This window comes from Salinisphaera orenii subsp. orenii MK-B5 (assembly GCF_003788635.1).
GTDB classification, from domain to species: Bacteria; Pseudomonadota; Gammaproteobacteria; order Nevskiales; family Salinisphaeraceae; genus Salinisphaera; species Salinisphaera orenii.
In genome coordinates, this window is record NZ_AYKH01000012.1 from 294,968 (window position 1) to 316,403 (window position 21,436).

A 21,436-nucleotide genomic window follows, 5' to 3' on the forward strand; every position below is an offset into this window, starting at 1 on the left:
CGTTACGCCTATGGCATTCGCCCCCTCCAAGCCCAAGAAGAAGAGCAAGCTCAAGCAACCGGGGTTCTTCACCCGGATGCGGGCCAGCCTCAACAAGGGCGACTCCTGGCTGACCTACGACCTGCGCAACCTGCTCCCCGGCGAGACCGTGGATCAGGATGCGCTCGACGAACTCGAGACCAAGCTGCTGCTCTCGGACGTGGGCGTGGACGCCACCGGCCAGGTCATGGGCCGTCTGCAGACGATGTTCGACGGCGGCCAGCTGCGCTCGGGCAAGGATCTCGGCCGGGCGCTGCGCGAGCATCTAGGCGACATACTCGCGCCCTGCGAGGCCCCGCTGGAGATCCCCGAGCAGAGCGAGCCCTTCGTGATCCTCATGGTCGGCGTCAACGGCGTCGGCAAGACCACGACCATCGGCAAGCTAGCGAAGAAGTTCCAGGACTCGGGCCAGTCGGTGATGCTGGCCGCCGGCGACACCTTCCGGGCCGCGGCGGTCGAACAGCTCCAGCAGTGGGGCGAGCGCAACAGCGTGCCCGTGGTCGCCCAGGGCAGCGGCGCGGATTCGGCCTCGGTGGTCTACGACGCGTTCTCGCGCGCCAAGGCGCGCGGCACGGATATTCTCATCGCCGATACCGCCGGGCGCCTGCACACCCAGGGCCACCTGATGGACGAGCTCAAGAAGATCAAGCGCGTGCTGGGCAAGCAGGACGAGAGCGCGCCGCACGAGGTCATGCTCGTGGTCGACGCCACCACCGGCGGCAACGCCCTGCAGCAGGCCGTGGCCTTCAACGAGGCGGTCGGCGTGACCGGTATCACGGTGACCAAGCTCGACGGCTCGGCGGCCGGCGGCATCGTCTTCGCGATCGCCCAGAAACTCGGGCTGCCACTGCGCTTCATCGGCGTCGGCGAGGCGGTCGAGGATCTCGGCGTGTTCGAATCGGAAGCGTTCATGGACGCCCTGTTCCAGCGCTGACGCGCACACCGGCCCGCGCATGACCGATATCGTCGCCTTCAATCACGTCGTCAAGCGCTATCCCGGCGGCAAGATGGCGCTCGACGGCGTGTCGCTGCGCCTCGCGCGCGGCGAGATGGCGTTTCTCACCGGCCATTCCGGCGCCGGCAAGTCGACGCTGATGAAACTCATCGGCCTGATCGAACGGCCGACCCGGGGCCAGGTGGTCATCAACGGCACCGATCTGGCCACGGTCCGGCGGCGCCAGATTCCGCGCTACCGCCAGCGGCTGGGGCTGATCTTCCAGAGCTACAATCTGCTGTTCGACCGCACCGTGTTCGACAACGTCGCCCTGCCGCTGGTGATCCGCGGCCTGGGCCACGCCGACATCGCCCGCCGCGTGCGCGCCGCTCTCGACACCGTCGGTCTGCTGTCACACGAACGCAAGTTCCCGGTGACCCTGTCCGGCGGCGAGCAGCAGCGGGTGGGCATCGCCCGCGCGGTGGTCGATCGCCCCTATCTGCTGCTGGCCGACGAGCCCACGGGCAATCTCGACCCGGCGCTGTCGGCCGACATCATGCGGCTGTTCACCCGCCTCAACGAGACCGGCACGAGCATCATGATCGCCACGCACGCCATCGATCTGGTCCAGCGCATGGGCCATCGCCGGATCGCGCTCGATCACGGCCATCTGGAGGCCGGCTAGGCATGGCCGAACAGCGCCGCGGCCGCGACGGACGCCGGCCGTCCCAGCGCCAGCGCATACCCACCCTGGCCGCGCCGGCCCAGGGCTGGCTGGGCGCGCACGCCCGCTGTCTCATCGAGGCGCTGGGGCGCATGCACCGGCGCTGGGTCGCGAGCCTGCTCACCGTGTTCGTGATCGGCATCACGCTCGCCCTGCCGACCGGACTGTACGTGCTGGTCAAGAATCTCGACACGCTCTCGACCAGCTGGCAGGGCACGGTCCAGGCCTCGCTGTATCTCGACGACGACGTGAGCGTGGAGCGCGGGCGCACGCTCGCGCGCCGGCTCGATGCCCGCGATACGATCGACGGTGCCGAATACGTCTCCGCCGAAGAGGGCCTCGAGACGTTTCGCGAGGCCTCGGGCTTCGGCGACGCGCTCGACGCGCTGCCGTCCAACCCCCTGCCCGCGGTGGTCGTGGTCACGCCCGACGCGGACATGACCCGGGCCGCGGTGGGCGAGCTCGTCGACACGCTGCGCGGCGAGACCGGCGTGGCCCGGGCCGAGCTGGACCAGGCCTGGCTGGAGCGTCTGTTCGCCATCCTCTCGCTGATCGAGCGCGCGGCCTGGGTGATCGGGCTGCTGCTGTCGGCAGCGGTGGTGTTCATCGTCGGCAACACCATCCGGCTGGACATCGAGAACCGGCGCGAGGAGATCGAGGTCATGAAACTGCTGGGCGCCTCCGACGCCTTCATCCGCAGGCCGTTCCTCTACAGCGGCGTCTGGTACGGCCTGTCCGGGGCGGTGGTGGCGCTGATCCTGCTCGGCGGATGCTTCGTGGCGCTGGCCGGGCCGCTCGGCACGCTGACGCGCTCCTACGACGGCGCGCTCGATCTGGTCGGCCTCGGCTGGAGCGGCGGGTTCGCCCTGCTGGCGACCGGCATCGCGCTGGGCTGGTGCGGCTGCGCGCTGACCGTGAACCGGCGACTCGCGGACATCGAACCACGATAGCGGGAACCAAACGTCGCGCCGCCTGTCTTTGGGATATTACTATTGGACTGCAGCCCCACTCCGGCGTTATTTGATAGAATGACGCCATAGGCAAAAGTCCGAAGGAGGCTTTGCACATGGCTAACGATATCTCCCTGTCCCCGGCCCGCATGAACCTGCCCACGCTCGCGTCCGGCAGCATCGAGTCCTATCTCCAGGCGGTCTCGAGCATTCCGGTGCTCGAGCAGGACGATGAGCAGCAGCTCGCACGCAAGCTGCGCGACGAAGGCGACATTCAGGCCGCCCAGAAGCTGATCCTGTCCAACCTGCGTTTCGTGGTGCACGTCGCGCGCGGCTACTCCGGTTACGGCCTGCCGCTCGCCGACCTGATCCAGGAAGGCAACATCGGCCTGATGAAGGCGGTCAAGCGCTTCGATCCCAGTGTGGGCGTGCGCCTGATCTCTTTCGCGGTCCACTGGATCCGCGCCGAGATCCATGAATTCATCCTGCGCAACTGGCGCATCGTCAAGGTCGCCACGACCAAGGCGCAGCGCAAGCTGTTCTTCAACCTGCGCAGCTCCAAGAAGCGCCTGGGCTGGATGAACGACAAGGAAGTCAACGCGGTCGCCACCGATCTCGGCGTCAAGCCGGAGACGGTGCTGCAGATGGAGCGCCGGCTGTCCGGGGGCGACACCTCCTACAACGCCCTGCCCTCGGCCAACGACGAGGACAGCTACGCGCCGGAGGACTACCTCGCCGCCGAGGACGGCTACGACCCGGCCGCCGACGTCGAGAACGGCGACTGGGAAACCTACCAGCACGCCAACCTGTCGCAGGCGATGACCGGGCTGGACGAGCGCAGCCGCGACATCCTCGAATCGCGCTGGCTGCGCGAGGACGGCAAGATCGGGCTGCAGGAGCTCGGCGACCGCTACGGTGTCTCCGCCGAGCGCATTCGTCAGCTCGAGGTCGCGGCGATCAAGAAGCTGCGCGGCGCCATGGTCGCTGCCTGAGGCGACCCGACGCCCCCGCTCGGCGGCGGCCATGCCTCCCGACACGACGCGGCGGCGTCTGCTGGTGTCGACCGCGACACTTGCCGGCGCCTCGGCGCTGGGCGGCTGGCACTGGCCGTTGCATGCGGCCCCGCCCGATGATCGTCGCTTTACCTTCGAGCATCTGATCGCACACGCGCGTGGACTCGCGGATCGACCCTACGATTCACCCGAGTCGCGGCACGCCGCACTGCTCGATGAGCTCGGCTACGACACCTTCATGGGGATCCATGCCGACCGCGAGCACTCGCTGTGGCACGGCGCGGACCTGCCGGTGACGGTGGAGTTCTTCCAACTCGACCAGAGCGCACGGGTGCCGGTAACGCTGCACGTCGTCGACACCGACGGCCGCGCACGCCGGCTCGACTATCGGCCGTCGCTGTTCCGCTACGACGATCCCGAGCTGGAACAGCGGCTGCCGGCCGATCTCGGCTTCGCCGGTTTTCGCGTGCGCGATGCGACCGGCGACCGCCGCGAATGGTGCGCTTTCAAGGGCGCGAGCTATTTCCGCAGCTCCGGCGCGCTCGACCAGTACGGCCTGTCCGCCCGCGGCGTCGCGGTCGACACCGGCTACGGCGCCGAGGAATCCTTTCCGCACTTCACCGCCTACTGGCTCCTGCGCCCGGCCCCGGAGGATACGACGCTCACCGTGTGCGCCCTGCTCGAGGGAGAGGATCTGACCGGCGCCTATCGTTTCGAAATCGGCGAGCGCGGCGCGGTGATTGAGGTCGAATCGCATCTGTTTCAGCGCCACGGCATCCGGCGGCTGGGCATCGCCCCGATGACGAGCATGTTCTGGTTCAGCGAGACCAACGCCCGGCGCGGCACCGACTGGCGTCCGGAACTGCACGACAGCGACGGTCTCGCCATGATCACCGGGCGCGGCGAACACCTCTGGCGGGCACTGGACAATCCGCCGCGGACCCACTACAGCGCCTTCGGCGACACCGATCCGCGCGCCTTCGGCCTGCTCCAGCGCGACCGGGACTTCGACCACTATCAGGACGCAGCGGTCCATTACGAACGCCGCCCGAGCCTGTGGGTGACCCCCCGCGGCGACTGGGGCCCGGGGCATGTCGGGCTGCTCGAACTGCCCACCGCCGAGGAGGTGTACGACAACATCAACGCCTTCTGGGTGCCCGAGGGCAGCGACCACGCGGACGCCCGCTGGCGCTTCGATTATCGGCTCGACTGGCGGGACCGCTCAGCGCCCGCGTCCGGACGCGCGCAGGTGGTGGCGACCCGAACCGGCCGGGCCGGCGACCCGGGCAGCTACGACGACCAGTCGGTGCTGGCTCGCAAGTTCGTGATCGATTTCGAAGGCGGCGCGCTGCCTCGACTCGCCGACGATACGGCCCTCGATGTCCGGGCCAGCGCCAGTCACGGCGATATCGTCAATCCCTATGCCCGTCGTGTCGCCGGCACGCCGCGCTGGCGCGCGTTCTTCGACTGGAGCGGCGCGCTGCCGCCGGCGGACGAACCGGTCGAGCTGCGCTGCGTGCTCGCCCACAGCGACCGGCTGCTGACCGAAACCTGGCTGTTCGCCTATTTTCCACAAGCGCTGCCGACCCAGATCTTTCACCCGGAGGAAAACGCCTAGGCCGGCACGCGCGACGTCTCCGCGGCGACGGCCTCTGCCTATCGGCCCGCGCCATGGCCCAACCCGTCGCGCCGGGCTCGGAAGGCGCCTGCCTGCCGGGCGTGCGTCCGGCGCGTGGGACCCGCGGGCCGGCTCACGCCGTCTCGTGCTGCGGGCCCTGCCCGCGCCCGCCGCACGTTCGGGAAACGGGGGATCGGATGCCGAACCGCGTGATCTAACGCCCGTCGGCGGGTGCCGGAGCGTCGTCGTCCCGGCCCGTGCGAGCCCCGCCGGGCCCGGCCTCGCGGCCGAAGCGCTCGAAGGACGAATCCATCGAACGCAGGTGCAGATCCCGCTGCGGGAAGGACACGGTCACGCGGTTGTCGGCGAAGGCCGCGTGAATCCGCTTGTAGAGCGCATGCTGGAGCGGCAGCAGATTGTAGAGGTCGTGATAGAACACCCGCGCCTCGTAGGTCATCGTGCCGTCGTCATAACCCACGAGAAAGACCGAGGGTGCCGGCTCCTCCAGAGCCACCGGCTCGGCCTCGATGGCCTCGGAGATCAGACGTTCGACGAGTTCGGTGTCCGTATCCAGCGGCAGCTGCACGCGCAGGATCAGCCGCGTGATGTCGTCGGTGAGCGTCCAGTTGATCACGGTCTCGGTGATGAAGGTCTTGTTGGGGATGACCACTTCCTTGTTGTCCCAGTCGGTGACCGTGGTCGCACGGATGCGGATGCGCGAAACCGTGCCGGTGAGCGTGCCGACCGTGACCGTGTCACCGACCCGCACCGGACGCTCGAACAGGATCACGATGCCGGAGACGAAGTTGGCGAAGATCTCCTGCAGCCCGAAACCCAGACCGACGCCGACGGCGGCGACGAGCCACTGGATCGACGACCAACGCAGCCCGATCAGGCTGACCGCCACCAGCAGGCCGACGATAACGATGGCGTACTGGAACAGCGTGGCCATCGCATAGCGGCTGCCGGCGTCCATCGAGAACCGGCGCAGGATCGTGATCTCGAGGAACCCCGGCAGGTTGCGCCCCGCGAGCGCGGTGATCACCCCCACCGCGAGCGCCAGCATCAGAGCGCCGAGGGTGACGTTCATGAGCTGGTTCTGGCCTTCGATCTCGGTGCTGTACTGCCAGAGCGTGACGTTATCCAGCAGCTGCAGCGCCGGCAGCGTATCCGACCAGATCAGCCACAGGCCGCCACCGATGATCAGCGTGATCACCACCTTGATGAGTCCGCGCGTCTGTTCGCTGATCTGGAGCAGATCGATCTCGAGCGTGTCCAGATTCTCCGGCGCGCCCTCGCCGGCCGCGGCCGCGGCTTCGCGCGCGGCGCGGGCCTCGCGCGCCTCCTCGCGCTTGCGCAGGGCGCGGGTGAGTGCCAGCCGGCGCTCGGCCACGGTCAGCCAGCGCACGATCAGGCTGTAGAGGATGAGACAGCCCGACAGCAGCGCCGCCGAATAGAAGAAACGGGTCTGCAACTGCAGCGCCGTGTAGTAATAGCCCCAGAGCGCCATTCCCGACAGCAGCAGCGGCACCCCCACCGCCAGCGGCAGCCACAGATAGCCCAGCCGCCAGTGGTCGTCGCTGCTGTCGGCCAGGTTGGAGATCGCCCCACGGGTGGGATGCAGCAGCCGCCAGGAGAACGCCGCGATCATCAGCGAGCTGAACACGAACGCGGCCAGCCCGAGCGTCTCGCGCCTGCCGTCCTCGTTGATCGACTCGGTGAGCGCCAGCACCAGGGTCGGCAACACCAGGACGGCCAGCAGCCAGCGCAGATTCCGATGCAGACCGCGGCGAGCCGCCTCGTCCCAGAGAAAATGCCGCTCGGCCAGGCCGTTGGCCCGGCACACCTGGGCGAAGGGCTCGATGAACAGTACCAGCACGCCGAGCTGGATCGCGCTGTAGGCCACGGCCAGCGCATAGGGTGCCGGATCGCTGCCCTGACGGATGAACAAGCCCGTGGCGACCAGCAGCAGCGCGGCCGGCAGCGACAGCAGCAGCGTGATCAGCGTGGTGCGCAGCGTCACCCAGAAGGTATCGCGCCGCACGTTGCCGACCGGTTCTGCGAGCCGTTTGAGCCGTGCGCGCAGCGTCCGCTGCACACTGAGCATGGCGGCGACGATGAGCGCGGCGAGCAGCGCCGCGAGCGGCTCGTTGCTCGCGCCCGAGACGAAGGCCGCCACCGCGCTGTTCCAGCCGTCGGGATCAAACACCCAGGGCAGATCGCGGGCGACCGCGGCCGGCCAGTCCAGACCCACGCGGTCGAACGACGGCAGCCAGAACAGACGCTCGTCGAGCAGTCGCTCGAAGGCGCCCAGCGTTTCCTCGTACTGTTCCCCGAGCGAGCGCAGATCCCGCCCGATGTCGATGTAGCGGCCCTCCGCGTCGACCAGGAGATCGAGCACATCGCGGCGCTGTTCCAGGAGGTTGATCAGTGACCGGCGCTGGCTGTCGTTGAGCGCATCCGGTCCGTCGACCAGCGCATCCGCGCGCGAGGCGAGATCATCGAGCTCCACCCGCGCCTGCTGGAGCTGAAAGCGCTGGAGTTCGGCCGAGGCGATATCAGGCGCCCGACTTCCCGTACCGGGCACCGCCGCGAATTCGGGCGAGCTCAGGTCCCGCTTCTGCGAGCGCAGGACATCGCCGAGGGCCACCGACGTGCCGCCGATCTCGAGCTGACGCTGGACCAGATTCAGGCGCCGCTCGAGATCCTCGACATCGCTGCGGCGTTCCACCTGGCGTGAGGCCAGACGCTCGCTGTCGGCGGTGACTTCGGCCAGCTCCCGTGACAGTTCCAGATTGCGCTGGGCCGCGTCGGCGAGCGGCCGGGCGGCGCCGCGAAGCTCGGTGAGCGTGTCCTGGCTCTGCTCGCGCAGCGTTTTGGCGGTGTCGTTCTGACGCTGCGCCAGCGCCAGCTGGAGCGTGGCGAGCGCCTGCGTGTCGCGGGACAGCCGCGCTTCGGCCAGTGTGCGCTGTGCCTCGACCAGGCGTTCGCGGGCATCCAGGCCGGACAGCTCCTGCTGGAGGCGCTCGATCTCGGCGGTCAGGGCTTCGCGCCGGGCGGACAGCTGGCTGCGCTCGGCCTCGTTGAGCGCGCTGGCGCCGGGCTCGTCGCTCGACGACGATGCGACCGACGTATCCAGGGATTGCAGCGCATTGCGTGCCTCGGCCAGCTCCCGGCGCGCGGCGTCCGGGCGCTGGGCGAGACGGGTCAGCTGATCGCGCAGATCGGACAGGCGGGCCTGCGTCTCGCCGAGCCGGGTATCGAGCTCGTCGGCCCGTGTCGACAGCTTCGAGGTGGCGACCTCCTCCAGTGCGTCCCGGCTGGGCGCGGCCTCGATCGCTCGCATCTGTTCGTTGATGCGTCGGATCTCGGCCGGTGCTTCGGCCGCCTTCTTGCGCAGCGCTTCGGTCTGACGGCGATCGCTCTGGGCCGCCTCGAGCGCGGACACGGCCTGCTGGTAGGTCTCCAGCGCTTCATCGCGCAGCGCCGAGTCGACGTCGTCGCGCGCCTTCAACGCGCTGATGCGATCCTGGAGCTGGCCGAGCCGTTGGTCGATGTCGACATCGGCATCCGTCGGCTGCTGGGCGTGGGCCACGACCATGCAGAGCAGCCAGCACAGCACGAACGCGACCGCACGCCCCACGCCTGCAGGGCGCGGCGCGGCCAGCCCCTGATGCCTCGTCAACCGCATGTCGCCCTTCGCTTTGGTTGCGCTGCCTGACAGCGGCCAGATTCTACCCCGCACGGGGGGCGCACGGCGAGTCAGCGGCTCTCGTCATCGCCGCGCTTTTCGGCTCGCCGGCGCGCGCGGGCATCGTCGATGATCTCGAAGACATCGGTGCCGAACTCGCCGAGTTCGCGGTTCACACCCCGCACGACGTCATAGATCGTCGGTCGCGCGGGATCCGCCGACGCGGCGCGGTCCGCGGCGCCACCGGCGGAGCGGCCCCGCAGGCGGCCGGCCTGGCCGCCGACATAATCGCCGATCAGGCGATGGACGTTCTCGACCCGCGACGCGGCCGAATCGAAGGTCGACTCGGCCGAATCCTTGACGGTTTCAAGCAGCTTCAGCATAGACGGGCGCATCCACGGATGACTCATCGGCAAGCGTATTGCCTTTGCGCCGATGCGGCAACGACATGCGCAGGATGCGCTTGACCACGCCGCCGAACTGCTTGCTGAGCGGGCCGGTGTTGTAGTTCAGACCGTAGCGCTCGCAGATCGCCTGCACCCGCGGTGCGATCTCGCGATAGCGGTGCGAGGGCATGTCGGGGAACAGATGATGCTCGATCTGATAGCTCAGGTGGCCGCTGAGAATATGGAACGGCACCGAGCCGTCGAGATTGGACGAGCCGAGCAGCTGGCGCAGATACCATTGGCCACGGGCCTCGTCGCGCGTCTCCTCGACGTCGAACATCTCCACCTCGTCGGTGAAATGGCCGCAGAAGATGATCATGAACGACCAGATGTTGCGGTTGAAGTTGGCCGCGAAGTTGCCCGAGATCACGAAGGGGGCCATCGGGCCCGCGAGCAGCGGGAAGGCCACGTAATCCTTGAACAGCTGATTGCGCACCTTGCCCCAGATGCCGCGCGCCTGCACGCCGACCTCGCTCCAGCTCTTGTCCTTGCCGATGCGCTCCCATTCCAGATCGTGCAGGGCCACGCCCCACTGGAAAAACGCCGCCAGCGTGAGGGCGATACCGGGCTGCACGAGAAAACGCGGCTCCCAGGCCTGGTCCTCGCTCATGCGCAGCACCGAATAGCCCAGATCGCGGTCGAGATCGACGATGTTGGTGAAGGTGTGGTGCACGTAGTTGTGCGAATGCTTCCACTGATCCGACGGGCAGGTGTTGTCCCACTCGTAGGTACCCGAATCCAGGGCCGGATCGTTCATCCAGTCCCACTGGCCGTGCATGACGTTGTGCCCGATCTCCATGTTCTCGAGGATCTTGGACAGCGACAGCAGGCCCACGCCGCCGAGCCACGCCGGCGGCAGGAAGCCGGCCATCAGCATCGCCCGCCCGACCACTTCGCTGTAGCGCTGGGTGGCGAGGATATTGTGGATATAGCGGGCATCGCGCTCGCCGAGATCGTTCATGACCTCGTCGCGCACGGCATCGAGCTCGCGCCCGAATTCGGCGATGTCGGCTTCGCTCAGATGTGTCGGCTTACCCATGGTTCTTGACTCCCGGACGCGGTGGCGTCCTGTCGTGAATGGCGGTTCGAGCGCGCGTGAGGCGCGTTCTAGAGTTCGACGGCCACGTCGCCGGCGGCGGCGTGGATACAAAGCTGTAGGTCGGTATCGCGCACGTCGCGTACGCGGTTGGTACGCAGATCGCGCACCGTGCCCTCGCTCACCCGGCACTTGCAGGCGTGGCAGATGCCCATGCGGCAGCCGTAGGCCGGCTTGAGGCCGGCGCCCTCGGCGACCTCGAGCAGCGAGCCGTTTTCGCCCGAGGCGGCGATATCGGATTTGACGAACTGTACGGCGCCTTCGCCGTGGGCGGCCTCGCGCCGGGTGGCGGCGAACTGCTCGCGGTGCAACGGCCGGTTCGAGCGCGCCCGGATGAGCGGCTCGGCCGCGTCCATGAAGCCCGCCGGCCCGCACAGCCAGGTCTCACGCTCGGCGAGGTCGGGCACCCGACCGTCCAGGGCGGCGGCGTCGATGCGGCCGCCGCCTCCGGCGGTGTAGACCGTTTCCACGCGCAGCCCCGGATGACGCGCGTCCAGCGCCGCCAGTTCGGCGGCGTAGATCATGTCGGTCCGCGAACGCGCGTAGTGGACAAACACGACATCCTGCACGCGATCCCGCGCGAGCCAGTCGCGCAGCACCCCCATCACCGGCGTGATGCCGCTACCAGCGCTGATGAGCAGCGCACGTTCCGGCACCGACGGGCCGGGACAGAAATCGCCCTCGGCCGGGCTCAGATAGATCAGCTGACCGCGCTCGGCGTGATCGACCAGAAAGTTGCTCACGCGACCGTCGCCGTTACGCTTGACCGTGACCTCGATCAGCGGATCGCCGGGCGCGCTGACGATGGAAAAGCAACGGCTGTGACGGACGCCGTCCAGATCCACGCCGAGCAAGAGGTGCTGGCCGGGCCGATGACCCGTCCAGTTGTCGTTGGGCTCGATGGTCAGGGTGACGCTGTCGGGCGTCTGGCGCGCGACGGCGCTGACCCGGCCGCGCGGCTCGCGCAGTGACAGCCGGCGATCGATCAGGGCCAGATAGTCGTCCACCGAGAGCGGGCTGGCGAGCGCGCCGACCAGCGGGCTGCCGAGCAGTTTCTTCACCACGGGTTTCATGACGGCTTCCTCCGGCACGTGAACAGGTGTACACTTTAGGTGCGGCGCACCATTAAGTCAACACTTGTTCACAAAGAATCATGCCCCGTTGCCGGCCGCCGCTGCGGGCGCCTGTTTGCAACAGCGCCCGCAGCGGCTATGGTCGCCGGCTGATCCCGCGTTGAACCGATGGCCGCACGACCGGACACGATGACCCGATCCGCCGACAATACGCCAGCCGGCGCGGCGCGTCGCACCGCCCCCCGCCGCGGTGAAGCGCGCGAGGCGCTGATGCAGGCCGCACTCGAGCTGGTCTCGACCGAAGCCAACTTCTCGGCGATATCGCTGCGCCGCATCGCGCGGCAGGCCGGCGTCGTGCCGACCGCGTTCTATCGTCATTTCGAGGATCTGGACGCGCTCGGCCTGACCCTGGTCGAAGAGACGTTCCGCGAGCTTCGCCGACTGCTCCAGGACGCGGACCTCAGCGCGCTGCCGCTCAAGGGGCTGACCCGCCATTCGGTCGAACTCTTCGCCCATCACGTGCGCGACAACCGCCTGCTGTTCCAGTTCGTGGTCAAGGAACGCTTCTCCGGCACCGCGCCGATGCGGGCGGCGATCCACGACGAGATCCGGGTGCTCACCCACGCGCTCGCGGCGATCTTCGCGCGTTTCGACGAGTTCTCGCACATCGCCGAGACCGATCTGCGCATGCTCTCGGATCTGGTGGTCAATACCGTGATCGCGCTTTCGGAACGCATCCTCGAGGTGGCGGCGAACCACCCGGAGGACACCGCGCTCATGCTCCGCGCCGAGAAACAGCTGCGGCTGATCTTCATGGGCGTGGGCCAATGGGAGAGCCGGCCCGAGGACCGCGACGAGACCGATCGGCCCCGGGCTGACGGCTGACGGCGGCTGACCGCTACCCTTTTATCGACAACGCCCAGCCCCGCGCTTCATCCGGATCTCGGGCCCGGCGCCGCGGGCTGCCGGGGCACCCGTTAACGCGAGGTGTCAGTCGCTTCCGGTCTCGTCCAGGCGCGACTGCACCCGATCGATGATCTCGGGCACGAGCGACAGGCCCCATTCGCGCCCCAGCGAGAGCGACTCGGTCAGCAGCTGCGGCGACACGCGCACCAGCTTCTGGCCGAGCGGCGACTGGTAGAACTCCAGCAGCCGCGACAGTTCGACGATGTTGAAGTGCCTGGAATAGACCGGGTAAAGCACGGAATACAGGGCGTCGCCGGATTCGATGCGATCGCGCACGACCGCGGCCGACTCCTCCCGGATCACCCGCATGGTCCGCGGGTCCAGCTGCGGCTGCACCAGCGCGACGGCGTTGGCGACGCGATCGATGAACTGGCGCGAGAACACGCCTTCCACCTGCTCGGCGTCGGTGAGCTCGATCAGCTCACGGATGAGCGCTTCGCGGGACGCGTCCGGCGAAGCGGACCCCGAGGCGGGCCGCTCCTGTGCCGTCGCGAACCCGCCAACGCACAGCGCCAGCGCGACCAGCAGCGGCCGCGCGACGGCGAACAGCGGCCGGCGGCTAGGCCGGTTCGGGAGAGCCGACGTTGTCATGGAAGAAGCGCCCTTCGGTGGTTTCGGCAATGATACCCGTACGAACGACGAAATCGCCGAAGGACTCACCGTCGTCACGCTCTTCCGCGTAGCGCTCGATGATCGGCGTCAGTTCCGCCAGGATCTCGTCCTCGCCGATGTTCTCGCGATAGAGCTTGTTCAGGCGCGACCCGTCGTGGGCCGCGCCCAGATACAGGTTGTACTTGCCCGGCGCCTTGCCGACAAAGCCGATCTCGCCGAGAAACGGCCGCGCACAACCGTTGGGGCAGCCGGTCATGCGCACCACGATCGAGTCGTCGCTCAGGCCGGCGTCGGCCATGACGGCCTCGAACTTGGTGATCAGACTCGGCAGATAGCGCTCCGATTCGGCCATCGCCAGGCCGCAGGTCGGAAAGGCGACGCAGGCCATGGCGGAATGGCGCAGGGTCGAATAACGGCTGCCGTCGTCCAGACCATAGTGGGCGACGAGTTCCTCGATCGCCGGCTTGTCGGCCTCGTCGACGTCGGCAATGATCACGTTGTGATTGCCGGTCAGCCGAATGTGGCCCTTGTGGATCTTGGCCAGTTCACGCAGGCCGGTCATCAGCTTGTAGCCCGACGGGCCGGGATACTGGCCGCGATGGAAGCCGGCATCGTCGAAGTCGGCGATCCGACCGTTTTCGATGAACAGCGTCAGATGCCAGCGGCCGTCGTCGGACCGGCGCCAGCCGAGCGGATCACCGTTGCGGTCGAAACGATACTCGCGCGCCGGTTCGAGCCGGATCCCGGCGCGGGTATCGAGCTGTTCGTGGATCCAGTCGATGCCGTGGTCATCGATGGTGTACTTGAAGCGCGCGTGCTTGCGGTTCTCGCGGTCGCCGTGATCGCGCTGGATCTTGACCAGTTCCTCGACCACCGCGAGCGTCGCCTCGGGCGTGGCGAAGCCGATGACGCTGCCCAACCGCGGATAGGTCGCCGGCTCGCCGTGGGTCGAGCCCATGCCGCCGCCGATGGCGACGTTGAAGCCCACCAGTTCGCCGTTATCGACGATGGCGATCAGGCCGATGTCGTTGGCGAAGACGTCGACATCGTTCTCCGGCGGCACCGCGATCGCGATCTTGAACTTGCGCGGCAGATAGGAGGTGCCGTAGATGGGCTCGTGATCCTCGCCCGCCGCCGGCTGCTCCAGGAAGATCTCCTCGTAGGCGCGCGATTTCCAGGCCAGATGCTCGGAGATGCGCTGCGACCAGTCGTGCACCTCGCGATGCACCGCCGACAGCTCGGGGTGGGCCCCGGCCATGACGTTACGATTGACGTCGCCGCACGCCCCGCGGGCGTCGACACCGACCTGATAGGCCGCCTGCAGGAGAGGCCGCAGATGCTTCTTGAGCACGCCGTGGTACTGGAAGGTCTGGCGGGTGGTCAGCCGCAGGGTGCCGTTGGCGTACTTGTGGGCGAGCTCGTCGATGGCCAACCACTGTTCGCCGGTGACCACGCCGGCCGGCAGCCGCAGACGCAGCATGAACTGGTAGTGCGGCTCCAGCTTGGAGGTCTTGCGCTCCGATCTGAGGTCGCGGTCGTCCTGCTGATAGAAGCCGTGGAACTTGGTCAGCTGGGTGTCGTCCTCGGCGATCGAGCCGGTCAGCTCGTCCGCCAGTCCGTCGGCGATCGTGCCGCGCAGATAGTTGCTGGCGAGCTTGATGTGCTCGACCGGGGACAGTTGCTTGTCGTCGCTCATGGCTGAATACTCGAATCGGATGTCGCGCGGGCGCCTGTCTGCAAGATGGACCTGCTACGCGCCGGCTTCAATAGACGTCGCGCTGATAACGCTTTTCCTTCTGCAACTGCTTGAGATAGCCCGCCGCGCCCTCGGCGTCCAGATCGCCGTGCTCGCCGATCAGATCGATGAGCGCATCGTGGACGTCGCTGGCCATGGCGTTGGCATCACCGCAGACATAGACGGTGGCGCCGCGTTCGATCCAGGCGAACATCTGCTCGCCGGCCGCCCGGATCTTGTCCTGCACGTACGTCTTTTCCGCCTGATCGCGCGAGAACGCGACGTCCATGCGCGTCAGCAGGCCCTCGCGGCGCCAGCGCAGCCAGTCGGTCTGGTAGTAGAAATCGGTCAGAAAATGCTGGGCGCCGAAGAACAGCCAGTTGTCGCCGCTGGCCCCGCGCTCCTCGCGCTCCTCGAGAAACGCACGGAACGGCGCCACGCCGGTTCCGGGTCCGATCATGATGATGGGCGCGGCGTCGTCCGCGGGCAGCTTGAAGTTCTTGTTGCTGTCGATATAGACCGGCAGCTTGATGTCCTCGCTGCGATCGGCGAGCTGGATCGAGGCCACGCCGCTGCGCGGGCGGCCGTGCGCCTCGTAGCGCACCGCGGCCACGGTCAGATGCAGCTCGTCCGGATTGGCGGCGTAGCTGGAGGCGATCGAATACAGCCGCGGCGGCAGCTTGCGCAGCAGACGCACGAAATCGGCGCCGGCCAGCCCCTCGATCGGATAGTCCTCGACCAGATCGACGATGAATCGGCCGTCCATGTATTCGGCGAGCGCGTCGCGCTGATCCTCGGCCAGCAGGGCGTCCAGCGCTTCGCTGCGCGCCTGCTCGGCGTATTTCTCGATGAACGGACGGGTCAGCGTCGTGATCTCGTACTGATGCGTGAGCGCATGTTCGAGACTGACCTCGCCGTCGACCCCGGTCACCGTCTCCTCAGGCGCGAGATTCAGCGCGGCGATCAGCTCTTCGACCACCGCCGGATCGTTTTCCGGAATGATGCCCAGCGAATCGCCCGGCTCCCAGACCAGCCCGGAGTCCTCGGTATCCAGCTCGATGTGGTGGACTTCCTTGTCCGAGCCGCGGCCGTTGAGAACGATGTTCTCCAGCACCTCGGCCGGATACGGGTTCTTGCGCGAATAGTTCGCGGCACTCGGCGCGGCCTCGGCGCCGGGCATGGCGGTCACGGTCGGATGCGGCTGCTCGCCGCCGCCGGTGCCGCCAAGCGCGTCACCGAAGGTCTTGACGATATCGTCGATCCAGGCTTCGGCGGCGTCGTCGAAATCGACGTCCAGATCCACACGCTCGGCCATGCGCTTGCCGCCGAGCTTTTCCAGCTGCGCGTCGAAGTCCTTGCCCGTCTGGCAGAAATTGTCGTAGCTGGTATCGCCGAAGGCGAGCACGGAAAACCGCAGCCCGTCGAGTTTCGGCGCCTTCTTGCCGAACAGGAATTCGTGCAGCTCCTCGGCGTTGTCCGGCGGATCGCCCTCGCCGTGCGTGGACACGCACACAATCAGGTTCTGTTCTTTTTTCAGATCCTTGGGCTTGTAGTCGAGCATGTCGTGGACGGTGGCGTTCAGCCCCGCCGCCTCGGCGCGCTCGCGCAGCTGTTCGGCCACGTCCTCGGCGTTGCCGGTCTGCGAGCCATACAGGATCGTGAGCGGTTCGCTGGCCTCGGCCTGCGCCGCGGGGGCGGCCGCACTCTGGGCCGGCGGCGCGACCTCGCCGGTGGCGCTGTGCGCGTTGATGCCGGCGAGATAACCGCTGATCCACGTCACCTGCATCGGCGTGAGCGTGCCGATCAGTTCCGTGAGCTGCTGCGCCTGCTGCGCATTCAGCGGACTCGTATGTTCTTGTATGGGGGCAGATTTCATCGACAATCCGGGCTCGGGTCTGGTCGGGCGCCAGGAACGGTAGAGGCGCAGGGTATCGGCCGCCAACCAGCGTGAAAACGTCTATTTCTTTCTTTTCTTATAACGTCACGCGATATATGGCCGAGACATGAACGGCACGACGCGGCGGCGAGCGGGCGATATTATAACCGCATACGCGGCATTCGCACTCTGCTACCCTAATCTCATGCAGCGTCTGTCCGTCTCCCTCGTCGTCCTGCTGCTGGTCCTGACGATGGCCGGCTGCGTGACCGCCCCGCCGCGCGCGACCGCCAACGTCTGCGACATCTTCCAAGAAAAGAGCGGCTGGTACGACGACGCGCGCGACGCCTTCGACCGCTGGGGCGCGCCGATCCACGTACAGATGGCGATCATCCATCAGGAATCGCGCTTTGTCGGCGATGCCCGGCCGCCGCGTAAACGCCTGTTCTGGTTCATCCCGTGGACACATATTTCCTCGGCCTACGGCTACAGCCAGGCGCTCGACAGCACCTGGGACTGGTACAAGCGCGATACCGGCAACAGCTGGGCGGACCGCGACGACTTCTCGGATGCGACCGATTTCGTCGGCTGGTACATCGATCAAAGCCATGCCCGTGCCGGCATCTCGAAATGGGACGCCTACGATCAGTACCTGGCCTATCACGAGGGCCAGGCCGGCTACCGGCGCGGCAGCTACAGGGCCAAACCCTGGCTCCAACGTACGGCCGGCCGCGTCGATGCCCGCGCCGGGCGCTACGCGAGCCAGCTCGACGGCTGCCGCGAGGCACTCGAACACCCCGGCCACTGGTGGTGGCCGTTCTGATTACAGGACGAACGCGATGAACGCCGACCGCGGGCCGCTGCATGCGGCAGCCGACATCCTCCTTGCACTGGAACATGCCCTGCGCGCGGCGGACCTATGGCACGAGCGGGCACCGACACCGGCCGCCATGGCCAGCCGAACCCCCTTCTGCGCCGACACGCTGATGTTCAGCGAATGGCTCCAGTTCGTGTTCCTGCCGCGAATGCGGCTGATCATCGAGAACGACCGCGCCCTCCCTGCCGCGAGCGGTATCGCGGTCATGGGCCGTGAGGCCCTGGCGGAGGTATCGGGCGCCCCGGCGATCGTGGCCCAGCTGCAGGCCTTCGATCGCCTGATCGAGACCGGTGGGCCGCCTCAGATGCCGAACACCGCCGGCACGTAGTGGTCCACCAGCAGCGCGGTGAAGATCGCCATCAGATAGAGGATCGAATAGCCGAAGGTGCGCATCGCCAGGCCCGGTTTCGGCACGTATTTCAGCCGAACGGCGTACACCAGGAACCAGCCGGACAGCAGCACGGCACTGAGCAGATACAGCGGCCCGCTCATGCCGGTGGCGAACGGCAACAGTGACACCAGGAACAGCAGCACGGTATAGAGCAGCACCTGCGTTCGCGTGTATTCCAGCCCGTGCGTGACCGGCAGCATCGGGATGTCCACCTCGGCGTATTCCCGGTGCCGCTCGATCGCCAACGCCCAGAAATGCGGCGGCGTCCAGATGAAGATGATCAGGAACAGAATGAGCGCATGCGGATGCACGCTGCCGGTCACCGCCGCCCAGCCCAGCACCGGCGGCGCGGCCCCCGCAGCCCCGCCGATGACGATGTTCTGCGGGGTGGCGCGCTTGAGGTAGACGGTGTAGATACCGGCGTAACCGATCAGCGTCACCAGCGTCAGCCACGCCGTCAACGGGTTGACCAGAAACAGAAGCGTGGCCATGCCCAGGGCACCGATGGCCGCGGCAAAGCGGGCCGACTGCGCCATGTCGAGGTTGCCGGTGACCAGGGGCCGGCCTCGGGTCCGGGCCATGCGGCCGTCGGCCTTGCGGTCCAGCATCTGATTGACGGCCGCGGCGGAGGCCGCCATCAGGCCGATTCCGAGCGTGCCGAACAGGAAGGCGTCCAGCGGCACCATGCCCGGCGTGGCGAGAAACATGCCCACCATCGCGGTGAACACGATCAGCAGCACCACCCGCGGCTTGCACAGCTCGTAGTAGTCCGTCAGCCGCTGTGACAGCGTCTGGCGATCGGCAACGGCGCTCCACGAGCTAGACATGACGACGCGCGCTCCACACGGCGTGATTGATGGCCACGAGCGTCAATAGTAACAGGGCCGCCCCGCCGTTGTGGGCGACCGCCACCGACAGCGGCAGGTGGAACTCGACCACCGAGATGCCGAGCGCGACCTGGAGCGCGAGTGCGGCCGCCAGCGTGCCGGCGAGCCCGCGCCAGCGCCCGTCCACGCGGCCCGCCCGCCAGAGCCCGGCGGCGAGCGCGAGCATCACGATCGCGATCACGATCGCACCGAGGCGATGCGTCCAGTGGATCGTCGCCCGCGGCGTGCTCTCCAGAATGCCGTATTCGTAGTTGATACCCAGCCCGTGCCAGAGCGTGAACGCCGTGGAGAAATCCGTCGGCGGCCACCAGTAGGTCTGACAGGTCGGAAAATCCGGACAGGCGAGCGCGGCGTAGTTGGTCGACGTCCAGGCGCCGAGGAATATCTGCCCGACGAGCAGCACCAGCGCCGCCGCGGCCGCCACGCGCAGCCCGCGTCGCGCCGTCGCCGCCCAGCCGGCGAACAGCGGGCCGGCGCGGAACAGGCACCAGCCCAGCAGCGCGAACGTGGCCATGCCGCCGAGCAGGTGGGCGGTCACGATCAACGGCTTGAGCAGCAGCGTGACCGTCCACATGCCAAGCAGGGCCTGGAATATCACGAGCACGAGCAGCACCCAGGGCAGCACGCGCTGCTGGTGCGGATCACCGCTGCGCCGGAGTGCGGCCAGCGCCATGAGCAGGATCAGAAGGCCCAGCGCCCCGGCGGCATAACGGTGGATCATCTCCTTCCAGGCCTTGGGCGCCTCGACGGGCCGCTCGGAAAAGCGCGCATTGGCGGCGGCGACATCGGCGGCCTCAGTGGGCACGTCCAGATGCCCGTAGCAGCCGGGCCAGTCCGGACAGCCCAGGCCCGCGTCCGAGAGCCGCACGAAGGCGCCCAGCGTGATGACCACGAAGGCTAGACACAGGGTGAGCAGATTCAGCTGGAAACGCGACATCGAGCAACCTAACCGATATGGGAGAGTTTGAGCAGGTGCTTGATGTCGTCGAACAGCGCCGCGCCGTTACCGTCCGGCGGATAATAGAGCATCCAGTTGCCGAGCGGATCGACCAGGTATACCGTTCCTGCAGCGCCCGCGTCGGCCGCCTCAAACAGCTGCATCCACGCCCCGGCATCCTCGCTGCGGTAGACCTCCAGATCGGGCTGCTCCTCGAATTCGGGCATCGGCGAGTCGCCGACCAGCAGCACGCGCTGCACGCGCGTCGAACGGCGATGCAGGAGCGCCCGGATCTGACGCGTCTCTTCGAGGCTCCGGCGGCAGGCGTCCCCGCAGCCGTCCGGTGCCACCTGAAGGATCGTCCAGTCCTGCTCCAGCAGCCGCAGGCTCGGCATCGACTCGCCGTCCGCTGCGTGCAGCGTCAGCTCCGGCAGCGGCTCGGCCGGGTCGATGAGGTTGCCGTCGTTGGTACCGGGGCCGCCGTAGGACAACCCGTAGTAGAGCAGATAGGCGGTCGCCAGCGGCAGCAGGAAGATCATGAACACGCCGATGAGTTTGAGGCGTGCGATGTTTTGTGACTTCATCGGACTCGCTTGAGGTTGACGATCACGAAGATCGCGAGAACGGCCAGGGCCATGGCGAACCACTGGGTCGCATAACCGTAGTGACGCACCGGCGGCATGCGGGAGAGCTGACTGTCCCAGTCGCGCGCGAAACCGCCGGGCGCATCCTCGGCCATGAGCAGCAGACCCGCGGCTACCGGCCCGTCATATTGACAACGCACCTGCGCGATCGTTGGGTAATTGAGCACACGAGGCCAGCCGCGCTGTTCACAGGCGCCGCCGTCGCCCAGCCGCATGCCCGCTTCGGGCAGGTCGCGCCAGCGCCCGCTGAAGGTGACCGTGCCGGTTGGCGCCTCAGGATCCGGCGGCTGACTCCGGCCGCCCGGCCCGAGCGGCACCCAGCCGCGATCGACCAGCACCCGCCGCCCGTCCTCCAGCACCACCGGGGTCCAGACACGATAGCCCACACGCCCCTCGAAGACCTGATTGTCGAACAGCAACTGATGCGACGCATCCACGCGGCCCGTCAACGTATAGTGTTGGCCATGGGCGGCGCGCGCCGAGGCGTCGTCACCCAGTTCGCGGGCCAGCGGCGTCGGCGCCGATTGGCTCGCTGCAGCGCGTTGCGCTAGCATCGCCTGTTTCGTCTCGCCGCGATCGATCTGCCAGACACCTAGACCGCACAGGGCACCCGCGACGAGGATCAGCACCAGCACACCCCACCACGGGGGTGCGAACCGATACCGCCCTACTCGCATATGATCAAGATCATCGTCGTCGCCTTCATGCTCGCCATCGTTATCGCCCTGGGCTCCGGGCTCGTGTTCCTTGTACGCGACACGGGCGACGAGCGACGCGTGGTCAAGGCATTGACTTGGCGGATCATCCTGTCGTTCGTGCTGATCGGACTGCTCGTGCTCGGCTACTACGCCGGCATCGTCCAGCCGCACAATCTCGGGCAGTGATCAGTGCCCGGCCCGCCACCGGGCGGGCGGGCCGATCGACGAC

General features: G+C 67.6%; 20 protein-coding genes. 9 read left to right on the forward strand and 11 right to left on the reverse strand.

Translation table 11 applies throughout. The features are described 5' to 3' along the window. The first annotated feature begins 10 nt into the window (after positions 1-10). From ftsY to SAOR_RS08240, 5 genes are all read left to right on the forward strand, one after another. Positions 11-973, forward strand: a complete 963-nt coding sequence (ftsY, locus tag SAOR_RS08220; protein WP_123630986.1) for a signal recognition particle-docking protein FtsY — start codon at positions 11-13, stop codon at positions 971-973. Between the two features lie 19 nt (positions 974-992). Next, positions 993-1,658, forward strand: a complete 666-nt coding sequence (gene ftsE / locus SAOR_RS08225) for a cell division ATP-binding protein FtsE (RefSeq protein ID WP_123590998.1) — start codon at positions 993-995, stop codon at positions 1,656-1,658. A 2-nt stretch (positions 1,659-1,660) separates the two neighbouring features. After that, complete coding sequence (gene ftsX, locus SAOR_RS08230; protein WP_123630987.1) at positions 1,661-2,647, forward strand: permease-like cell division protein FtsX; 987 nt, start codon at positions 1,661-1,663, stop codon at positions 2,645-2,647. 116 nt (positions 2,648-2,763) lie between these two features. Next, entirely contained in the window at positions 2,764-3,639 is an 876-nt protein-coding gene (gene rpoH / locus SAOR_RS08235; RefSeq protein ID WP_245965423.1) for an RNA polymerase sigma factor RpoH, read from the forward strand. 31 nt (positions 3,640-3,670) lie between these two features. Continuing rightward, entirely contained in the window at positions 3,671-5,278 is a 1,608-nt protein-coding gene (locus SAOR_RS08240) for an OpgD/OpgG family glucan biosynthesis protein (protein WP_123630988.1), read from the forward strand. 214 nt (positions 5,279-5,492) lie between these two features. On the opposite strand, the gene SAOR_RS08245 is transcribed toward SAOR_RS08240, so the two are convergent. The 4 genes from SAOR_RS08245 to SAOR_RS08260 form a co-directional block, all read right to left on the reverse strand. Beyond that, on the reverse strand, positions 5,493-8,969 hold the full coding sequence (locus SAOR_RS08245) for a mechanosensitive ion channel domain-containing protein (RefSeq protein ID WP_123630989.1): 3,477 nt from the start codon (positions 8,967-8,969) through the stop codon (positions 5,493-5,495). Positions 8,970-9,040: 71 nt separating this feature from the next. After that, the gene (locus SAOR_RS08250) at positions 9,041-9,352 is read right to left on the reverse strand and encodes a hypothetical protein (protein ID WP_123630990.1); all 312 of its coding nucleotides are present in this window, start codon (positions 9,350-9,352) and stop codon (positions 9,041-9,043) included. Next, positions 9,336-10,454 carry a fatty acid desaturase family protein gene (locus tag SAOR_RS08255; RefSeq protein WP_123630991.1) on the reverse strand — a complete coding sequence of 373 codons (1,119 nt, stop codon included), beginning with the start codon at positions 10,452-10,454 and terminating at the stop codon, positions 9,336-9,338. Before SAOR_RS08255 ends, SAOR_RS08250 begins: the two co-directional genes overlap by 17 nt. 68 nt (positions 10,455-10,522) lie before the next feature. Further along, the gene (locus SAOR_RS08260) at positions 10,523-11,584 is read right to left on the reverse strand and encodes a ferredoxin reductase (RefSeq protein ID WP_123630992.1); all 1,062 of its coding nucleotides are present in this window, start codon (positions 11,582-11,584) and stop codon (positions 10,523-10,525) included. Between the two features lie 189 nt (positions 11,585-11,773). Between SAOR_RS08260 and SAOR_RS08265 the strand changes: the two genes are divergently transcribed. Continuing rightward, entirely contained in the window at positions 11,774-12,469 is a 696-nt protein-coding gene (locus SAOR_RS08265) for a TetR family transcriptional regulator (RefSeq protein WP_123630993.1), read from the forward strand. A 105-nt stretch (positions 12,470-12,574) separates the two neighbouring features. On the opposite strand, the gene SAOR_RS08270 is transcribed toward SAOR_RS08265, so the two are convergent. The 3 genes from SAOR_RS08270 to SAOR_RS08280 form a co-directional block, all read right to left on the reverse strand. Continuing rightward, on the reverse strand, positions 12,575-13,141 hold the full coding sequence (locus SAOR_RS08270) for a DUF2059 domain-containing protein (RefSeq protein ID WP_123630994.1): 567 nt from the start codon (positions 13,139-13,141) through the stop codon (positions 12,575-12,577). Continuing rightward, on the reverse strand, positions 13,110-14,858 hold the full coding sequence (gene cysI / locus SAOR_RS08275) for an assimilatory sulfite reductase (NADPH) hemoprotein subunit (protein ID WP_123630995.1): 1,749 nt from the start codon (positions 14,856-14,858) through the stop codon (positions 13,110-13,112). The genes SAOR_RS08270 and cysI overlap by 32 nt, the downstream gene beginning before the upstream one ends. Before the next feature lie 67 nt (positions 14,859-14,925). Continuing rightward, a complete protein-coding gene (locus SAOR_RS08280) occupies positions 14,926-16,773 on the reverse strand; it encodes an assimilatory sulfite reductase (NADPH) flavoprotein subunit (RefSeq protein WP_123630996.1) in 1,848 nt (615 codons plus the stop codon). Positions 16,774-16,978: 205 nt separating this feature from the next. On the opposite strand from SAOR_RS08280, the gene SAOR_RS08285 reads away from it, so the two are divergent. Together SAOR_RS08285 and SAOR_RS08290 are read left to right on the forward strand one after the other, a co-directional pair. Continuing rightward, on the forward strand, positions 16,979-17,596 hold the full coding sequence (locus tag SAOR_RS08285) for a transglycosylase SLT domain-containing protein (protein ID WP_123630997.1): 618 nt from the start codon (positions 16,979-16,981) through the stop codon (positions 17,594-17,596). Positions 17,597-17,612: 16 nt separating this feature from the next. Then, positions 17,613-17,978 carry a YqcC family protein gene (locus SAOR_RS08290; protein ID WP_123630998.1) on the forward strand — a complete coding sequence of 122 codons (366 nt, stop codon included), beginning with the start codon at positions 17,613-17,615 and terminating at the stop codon, positions 17,976-17,978. Here SAOR_RS08290 and cyoE read toward each other — a convergent pair. From cyoE to SAOR_RS08310, 4 genes are read right to left on the reverse strand one after another with little or no spacing between them, the layout of a single operon-like run. Then, positions 17,951-18,868: a heme o synthase gene (cyoE, locus tag SAOR_RS08295; protein ID WP_123630999.1), complete on the reverse strand. Its 918-nt coding sequence runs from the start codon at positions 18,866-18,868 to the stop codon at positions 17,951-17,953. The two genes, SAOR_RS08290 and cyoE, sit on opposite strands and share 28 nt — an antisense overlap. Further along, the gene (locus tag SAOR_RS08300) at positions 18,861-19,865 is read right to left on the reverse strand and encodes a COX15/CtaA family protein (RefSeq protein ID WP_123631000.1); all 1,005 of its coding nucleotides are present in this window, start codon (positions 19,863-19,865) and stop codon (positions 18,861-18,863) included. The genes cyoE and SAOR_RS08300 overlap by 8 nt, the downstream gene beginning before the upstream one ends. 8 nt (positions 19,866-19,873) lie before the next feature. Continuing rightward, positions 19,874-20,449 (reverse strand): hypothetical protein, encoded by a 576-nt coding sequence (locus SAOR_RS08305; protein ID WP_123631001.1) that lies wholly within the window; start codon positions 20,447-20,449, stop codon positions 19,874-19,876. Continuing rightward, positions 20,446-21,186: an SURF1 family protein gene (locus SAOR_RS08310; protein ID WP_123631002.1), complete on the reverse strand. Its 741-nt coding sequence runs from the start codon at positions 21,184-21,186 to the stop codon at positions 20,446-20,448. Before SAOR_RS08310 ends, SAOR_RS08305 begins: the two co-directional genes overlap by 4 nt. Here SAOR_RS08310 and SAOR_RS08315 point away from each other — a divergent pair, their 5' ends adjacent. Further along, positions 21,187-21,393, forward strand: coding sequence for a twin transmembrane helix small protein (locus SAOR_RS08315; protein WP_123590940.1), 207 nt, complete (start codon positions 21,187-21,189; stop codon positions 21,391-21,393). It begins immediately after the preceding gene. Positions 21,394-21,436: the final 43 nt, after the last annotated feature.